General features: G+C 69.7%; 7 protein-coding genes. 3 read left to right on the plus strand and 4 right to left on the minus strand.

Annotated features, from left to right (window positions below):
• Positions 1–2: 2 nt before the first annotated feature.
• A complete protein-coding gene (locus E1293_RS43005; protein WP_132205281.1) occupies positions 3–926 on the minus strand; it encodes an NmrA/HSCARG family protein in 924 nt (307 codons plus the stop codon).
• 98 nt (positions 927–1,024) lie between these two features.
• Between E1293_RS43005 and E1293_RS43010 the strand changes: the two genes are divergently transcribed.
• The gene (locus tag E1293_RS43010; protein ID WP_132205283.1) at positions 1,025–1,588 is read left to right on the plus strand and encodes a TetR/AcrR family transcriptional regulator; all 564 of its coding nucleotides are present in this window, start codon (positions 1,025–1,027) and stop codon (positions 1,586–1,588) included.
• Positions 1,589–2,007: 419 nt separating this feature from the next.
• On the opposite strand, the gene infA is transcribed toward E1293_RS43010, so the two are convergent.
• Complete coding sequence (infA, locus tag E1293_RS43015) at positions 2,008–2,232, minus strand: translation initiation factor IF-1 (RefSeq protein WP_132205285.1); 225 nt, start codon at positions 2,230–2,232, stop codon at positions 2,008–2,010.
• Positions 2,229–3,023, minus strand: a complete 795-nt coding sequence (locus E1293_RS43020) for a GNAT family N-acetyltransferase (protein WP_132205287.1) — start codon at positions 3,021–3,023, stop codon at positions 2,229–2,231. The genes infA and E1293_RS43020 overlap by 4 nt, the downstream gene beginning before the upstream one ends.
• Positions 3,024–3,386: 363 nt before the next feature.
• Between E1293_RS43020 and E1293_RS43025 the strand changes: the two genes are divergently transcribed.
• Together E1293_RS43025 and E1293_RS43030 are read left to right on the plus strand one after the other, a co-directional pair.
• The gene (locus E1293_RS43025; protein WP_132205289.1) at positions 3,387–4,781 is read left to right on the plus strand and encodes an MFS transporter; all 1,395 of its coding nucleotides are present in this window, start codon (positions 3,387–3,389) and stop codon (positions 4,779–4,781) included.
• Entirely contained in the window at positions 4,778–5,983 is a 1,206-nt protein-coding gene (locus tag E1293_RS43030; protein ID WP_207939445.1) for an FAD-dependent monooxygenase, read from the plus strand. Before E1293_RS43025 ends, E1293_RS43030 begins: the two co-directional genes overlap by 4 nt.
• Positions 5,984–6,064: 81 nt before the next feature.
• Here the strand turns inward: E1293_RS43030 and E1293_RS43035 are convergent, their stop codons facing one another.
• Complete coding sequence (locus tag E1293_RS43035; protein WP_132205291.1) at positions 6,065–6,265, minus strand: hypothetical protein; 201 nt, start codon at positions 6,263–6,265, stop codon at positions 6,065–6,067.
• Positions 6,266–6,456: the final 191 nt, after the last annotated feature.

Consider the following 6,456-nt stretch of genomic DNA (forward strand, 5'->3'; position numbering starts at 1 on the left):
GGTCAGGGGTTGGGGCGCATGTGCTTTTGTGTCCATTCCTCGAAGGTGGTGAGGGGGATGCCGAGGTCTCTGGCGTACTGGGGGCGGCCTGGCTGGCCGGTCGCGTTCAGCCACTCGTGCGAGGCGCCCATCGCAGGCATTCCGGCGGCGAGGGCCTCCTGTTCGGTCATGTCCGGTGCGGGCAGGTGCGTGCCCAGAGCGCGGGAGAGGACTTCGGCGATCTCCGTCATCGACAGGTAGTCGCTTGCCAGTTCCAGTTCGACCCCGTCGAATCGCTTCGGCGCGGTGATGGCGGCGGCGGCCGCCCTGCCGATGTCGTCCACCGCGACCAGGGACAGTCGGGTTTCGGGGTTCAGGACGCTCACCAGGCCGCCTTGGACGCCGCGCGGGAACAGGAACGCCATGGACGGCAGGAAGTTCTCCATGAAGAAGCCGGGCTTGAGAAGCGTCCAGTGAGGGAAACCGGCCGCGCGGACCCGGTCTTGGATCGCGCTTTTGGCGCCAAGGGTGGGCTCCATCGAAGCCCAGCGGCCTTCGGCCCAGCCGGGAGCCTGGGTGTGCTGGCCGGCGCCGGTGACCGAGGTGTGGACGAACTGCGGCACCCCGGCGGCCTTCGCGCCCTCGATGAGGTTGACGCCCTGGGCCACCTCCCCTTCGAAGTCGAAGCCGTCCTCGGTCATGCCGGGCATCTGAACGGAGAAGACGGCGCGAGCGCCCTCGGCGGCCCGGGTCACCGAGCCGCGGTCGTGCAGATCGCCGGTGACCAGTTCGGCGCCGAGCGCCTCGACGGCCTTGGCCGTGCCGGTGGTCGGGTCGCGCACCAGCGCGCGGACGGAAACGCCCGCCGTCCGCAGGGCGCGGGCGGTGGCCCCGCCCTGCCTGCCGGTGGCGCCGGTGACAAGGACGGGCCTGGAATCTTCGGACACGGTGCTCCTTCGGGGTCCACGGAAACGGCGGGGCCCGCCATTTCTCTTCCGGTACGATATGGCGGGCCCCGCCACTTAGCAACCCTGGAGGTGACGCCATGCCCGACCGCCAGCGTGCCGACGCCCGGCGCAACTACACGCGCATCCTTGCCGTGGCCAAGGAGGAGGTCGCCGCCAACGGCGCCGGCGCCTCCCTGGAACAGATCGCCCGCACCGCCGGGGTCGGCTCGGCGACCGTGCGCCGGCACTTCCCCACCCGCCGCGCACTGCTGGAAGCGGTCTCCCGGGACTGGATCGAGGCCCTGTGCGTCCGCGCCCAAGACCTCACCGGCAGGGACGACAGCCGGAACGCGTTGCTGGAATGGCTGAGTGAAGTCATTGCCTACGGTGTCTCGGTCCGGGGGCTGGCAGCCGCGCTGGCTTATGACGGTGCCAGAGCCGACCTGGTCGAGAACAGTTGCTCGGCGGCGTTGGAAGAGGCGGCAGGCCCGCTGCTGCGCCACGCCGTGCAGGACGGCACGGTGGCGACAGGCGTCACCGTCGGCGACCTGATCACGCTGGTCGTCGGCATCGTCCTGGCCACCGAGCACAACCCCGACCCCGCCACCCGGGCGGACGAGCTGTTCCGGCTGGCCGTCGCGGGACTGAGCCCGCAGCCTTGACCAAGGCACACGACCGGCGGAGCCAAGAGCGGGCCTACATCTTTCACGGTCCACCCACCACCCCGTCACCAGCCGGGGACGTCGCGAAGCTGTCGGAGGCGCTGGCACGAACAACGGCGGAGATTGGGTGGAGCTGGCCCCCGGCCCCGGCCCCATTGCCGTCTGGTGACAGCAAGGACCCGGATGGCCCCAAGCCGCTGGTGACCCGTCGCGCTTTCGCGGCCCTGCTGTCCGACCTGAAGCGGTAGGCGTTCAGTAGCGGCCCGCACCGCCGGAAACCGGGCAGGCGGTCCACGCCGCGGACCGCGTGGGCGCAGCGCGCCGACCTCGCACGCGCGGTGACCCCGCGCCTGGGCGAGCATGGTCCTCGCCCAGGGCAGGGCCCCAGGGTCAGCCGCTGCGGCAGGTGTCGATTGTTGCTAGTTCCGGTACCGGAACACGATGCGGCCGCGCGTCAGGTCGTACGGGGTGAGCTCCACCAGCACCCGGTCTTCCAGCAGGATCTTGATGTAGTTCTTGCGGACCTTCCCGCTGATGTGCGCGAGCACCCGGTGGCCGTTCTCGAGCTCCACGGTGAACATGGCGCTGCGCAGGCACTCGACGACCTTGCCCTCGAGTTCGATGCCGTTCTTGTTCTTCGTCATCGCACCAGCTCCAGGTTGCTGCTCACACGCCGGGCCCCGATGCCCTCGAACAGCTCCGAGGCGGCTTGGTTGGACTCGTGGACTTCGGCCGAGGCCACGGCGAACCCCGCGCGGTGCAGCGTCCCCAGCGCGTGGGCCAGCAGCGCCCGCGCGATGCCGCGGCGCTGCTCGCCGGCCCGGACCGCGACCAGCCCGATGCGGGGCCGGTGCACCGTCACCACCCGGATCAGCCCCAGGTAGCGGTCCGGCGCCGCGGCCACCGCGTACTTCGACGGGTCGACGATGGTGTCGCCTTCGGGATGGGGAAGCACCTCCGCGGGCATCGACTGCCACCACCCGACGGTCGCCTCGACCTCGTCGCGGATCGCTCGGTCCACCGCCCGAAGCAGGCCCTCGTCCGCCTGACCGGCGGGCACGATGGTCACGCCCGAAGGCGGCAGGACTTCGTCGAGCCCTGTGACCCGCGGGTCGGTCGGCACGACGTACTCCCACTCGCGGCGCCGGATCCGGAAACCGGCCCGCCGCCAGCCGGCCGTCAGCTCGCCGTCGGCCTCATCGACCACCGTGTACAGCGGTGCAGGGAGTTCCGCCGGCATCGCCTCGGCGAGCCGGTCGAAGGCGGCGTCGTGCCAGGCGTCGATGCTGACGAACAAGCGTCCGTCGGGCCGGTGCTCCGCATATCCGCGGCCGACCACCAGGTCGTCGTCCAGTGCATGCCAATGCCTGTCCGCGACACGCGTGATCATCAGCGCGTCATCGCTCAGGCCGGATGTGAATGGCTTCGTGTTCATCGGCGTCCCCTTTCAGGAGTGCCTCGATCTCAGGCGCTCCTGGCGACACCGAATGTCAGCCGCCGGACCGTGACGGGCTGAGGGAGCACCCATGGGTGACTGTGTTCACGGGTCTCACCTCCTACGACGTCTTCACGGTCGGCCGCGACGGTAGCAGCGGGGCGCCGCCTCGCTCAAATCATTTTCGTACCGGCCGTCTGGTGCGTAGGCACCAGGACGGGTGAGCGGCTGGTCTGGGTGCACCAGGGGAAGACGGCGGCTGGGGACGATGTCCGGCGGGGGCACCGGAGGGAAGCGTTGGAGGCGCGCGAATCTCGCGCAGTTCGGTCCACGCATTTGTCCGCAACGATGAAAAGGACATCTATGTCCGAAGCTGTGGCTTCCCCGGTCCGCATCGGGAGGCTGTCGATCGGTGTCCTCGGCATTTTGGCGCTCGCCCTCGGCACGCTGCAGTCGGTGGTGGAGCCCGCGCTCCCGCTGCTTCAACGTGAGCTGGGGGTCAGTCCTGCCGAAGGGGCACTGATCGGCAACACATTGCTCATCACCGGCGCGGTCGTCACACCCGTCGCGGGGAAACTCGGCGACCGCTACGGGGGAAAGCGGGTGCTGGTCGGGCTGATGGCCGTGGTGTCGGCCGGTGGTCTGCTGGCCGGCCTGGCGCCGAATCTGCCGGTGCTGCTGCTCGGTCAGGTACTGCAAGGCGTCATGGTGGGGGCGCTGCCTCTCTCGATCATCCTGGTGCGCAAGCACCTCCCGGCACGGGAGTCGCAGGTGGCGATCGGGCTGGTCGTCGGGCTGTTCACGGGCGGCGGCATGGTGGGCACGCTGTTCGCCGGGCCGCTCGCGGAAGGACTGTCGTGGCATTGGATGTTCGCGGCACCGACGATCGCGATCATCGCGGCGACGTTGGTCGTGACCCGGCTGATGCCGCATGACCCGCCGATCCGATCGGACGACCGGATCGACTGGCCCGGCGTTGTTCTGCTGAGCGGCACGCTGCTCGCGTTCATGCTCGGGCTCGTGACGATGACGAGCGGCGATCTGCCGCCGCTCGGGGTCGGTGCCATCGCGGCGGCCGTGGCCGCCCTCGCGGCCGGATGGGTCGCCGTCGAGCGCCGTGCGGCCTCGCCGATGGTCGATCTGCGAATGCTGGCGAAGCCCGCAATGCGCAATTCGTTCGTGCTCACTTTCGTCATCACCACCGGTTTCGGGATGGTGGGCTTTCTGCTCCCGCAGTTGTTCGCGCTACCGGCCGACGGGTACGGCTTCGGGCTCAGTACCACCGACATCGGGCTTTTCCTGATGCCCGGAGCCATCGCCGGGGCGGTGAGCGATTCGGTCGGCGGGATCGCGGCGCGGCGGTTCGGTCCGCGTGCCGTGGTCATCGCGGGCGCCGTCGTCACGGCGGCCACGATGATCACCCTGGCGTCGCTGCACACGGCGGCATGGCAGCTCGTCCTCGCGAAGGTACTGACCGCGTTCGCCGCGGGCGTCGGTACCACGGCGCTGCTCACCGGCGCCGCCACCGCCGTCGACACCAGGGACACCGGCATCGCCACAAGCCTGCTCGTGGTGACGCGCGTGATCGGCGTCGCCTTGGGGGCCCAGATCGGCGGCGCGATCCTCGACGCCGGGGCCGACCCGATGACGAGCCTGCCGAACGAATCGGCCTTCGTCACGGGGTTCGCCGTCGCCGGCCTCGTCGCCGCATTGTCACTGCCCATTGTCCGTATCACGAAGAAAGGCGCCCAGGCATGACACACATGACCACTACCGCGAAGCGCAGAGTTCTGATCTCCGGGGCCAGTATCTCCGGACCCGCGCTGGCGTACTGGCTGCACCGGTCCGGATTCGCGGTCACAGTGGTGGAGAAGGCAGGCGCACTGCGCGACGGTGGGTACCCGATCGACATCCGCGGTACCGCGATAGAGGTGGTCCGGCGGATGGGGATACTGCCGCGACTGCGGGACGCGCACATCGACTCGCGGCGCGCCACCTTCCTCGACGCCGATGGCGGTGAAGTGGCCTCGCTCACCCCGAGCGCCGTTGCCGGCAGTGTCGAGGGGCAGGACCTTGAGGTGCGTCGCGGGGATCTGGCCGCGGTTCTCTACGCACTGGTTCGCGACGACGTGGAATTCCTGTTCAACGACTCCATCGACACCCTCGACCAGTCCGAAGAAGCGGTCGACGTTACTTTCCACAGCGGGCGACGGCGCACGTTCGATCTGGTAGTCGGCGCCGACGGTATGCACTCACAAACCCGGGAGTCCCTGTTCGGCCCCGAAGAGCAGTTCCACCGCTACCTCGGCTACTGCTTCGCCATATTCACCATGCCGAACACCTTCGGGCTCTCCCACGAACTCATGGTGTGGAACACCCCGGGGAAGGCCGCGGCCCTCTACGCCGTCGGGGACGACGACGAACTGCACGCCTTCCTGAACTTCTACCGACCGGACCTGCCGTCCGATGCCCTCCGGGATCCTGACGCCCAGCGGGATCTGGTCGCCACGACCTTCGCCGGAGCGGGATGGGAGGTCCCGGGCATGGTCAGCGCCATGCGGGACGCGGATGACCTGTTCTTCGACACGGCCGGTCAGATCCGCATGCCCCAGTGGTCTAAGGGCCGAGTCGCGCTGATCGGCGACGCCGCGTACGCGCCCTCGTTCCTTACCGGACAAGGCTCAAGCCTTGCGCTGGCCGGTGCTTACATGCTCGCCAACGCCCTGGCCGCGAACCAGGACCACGCCGCGGCCTTCGCCGCCTACGAACGCGACCTCCGCGAGTTCGTGGCCATGAATCAGGCGCTGGTCGACAAGGGCGGGGCGACGCTCTTCCCCACCACGGCGCAGGCCCTGGAGCAACGCAACACCAGGCTGCGCAGCCTCGTCACCATGCCCGCCGCGGCAGCACGACCGGCCCACTCGGCCCTCACCCTGCCGACAATCGTCCCGATGCCGTAGGCACCCTGCTGATCAGCGCCGCCGGCGCACGATGGGCTCAGATCGGTCCCAGCGGGTTCCCCGACAGCCTCGCCAGGTCCGTTACGAGTGGAGCCGGGTGCCCCCGGACCGGTCGTAGACGCGCAGTGCGGGCCCGATCGCGTAGCCGCGGAAGTCCGTGGTGGCGGGCAGCAGCGTGATCTGCGTCTCGCGCAGGTCCCAGGAACGGTTCCTGCCGATTCGGCGCTGGACCAGCGTGTTGACGTCCAGCCAGAAGGCGCTGCGGTGGAACGCGACTCCCACCCACACGATGAAGGGACTGACGCACAGCGCGGTGATGGCCAGCGTGGCCGCTGCCCCTCACCTTCCCCGGGCGCCCGTCCGACCACGCTCCCTCCCCACGCTCTGAAGGGTTGGATGTCCTGGACGGCCGGGCGGTTCGCCGTCCGCCGGGCTCAGGGGCTACGAGGGGCGGGCGGTGCCGTTGCCGGGGG

Source organism: Actinomadura darangshiensis (assembly GCF_004349235.1).
GTDB classification, from domain to species: domain Bacteria; phylum Actinomycetota; class Actinomycetes; order Streptosporangiales; family Streptosporangiaceae; genus Spirillospora; species Spirillospora darangshiensis.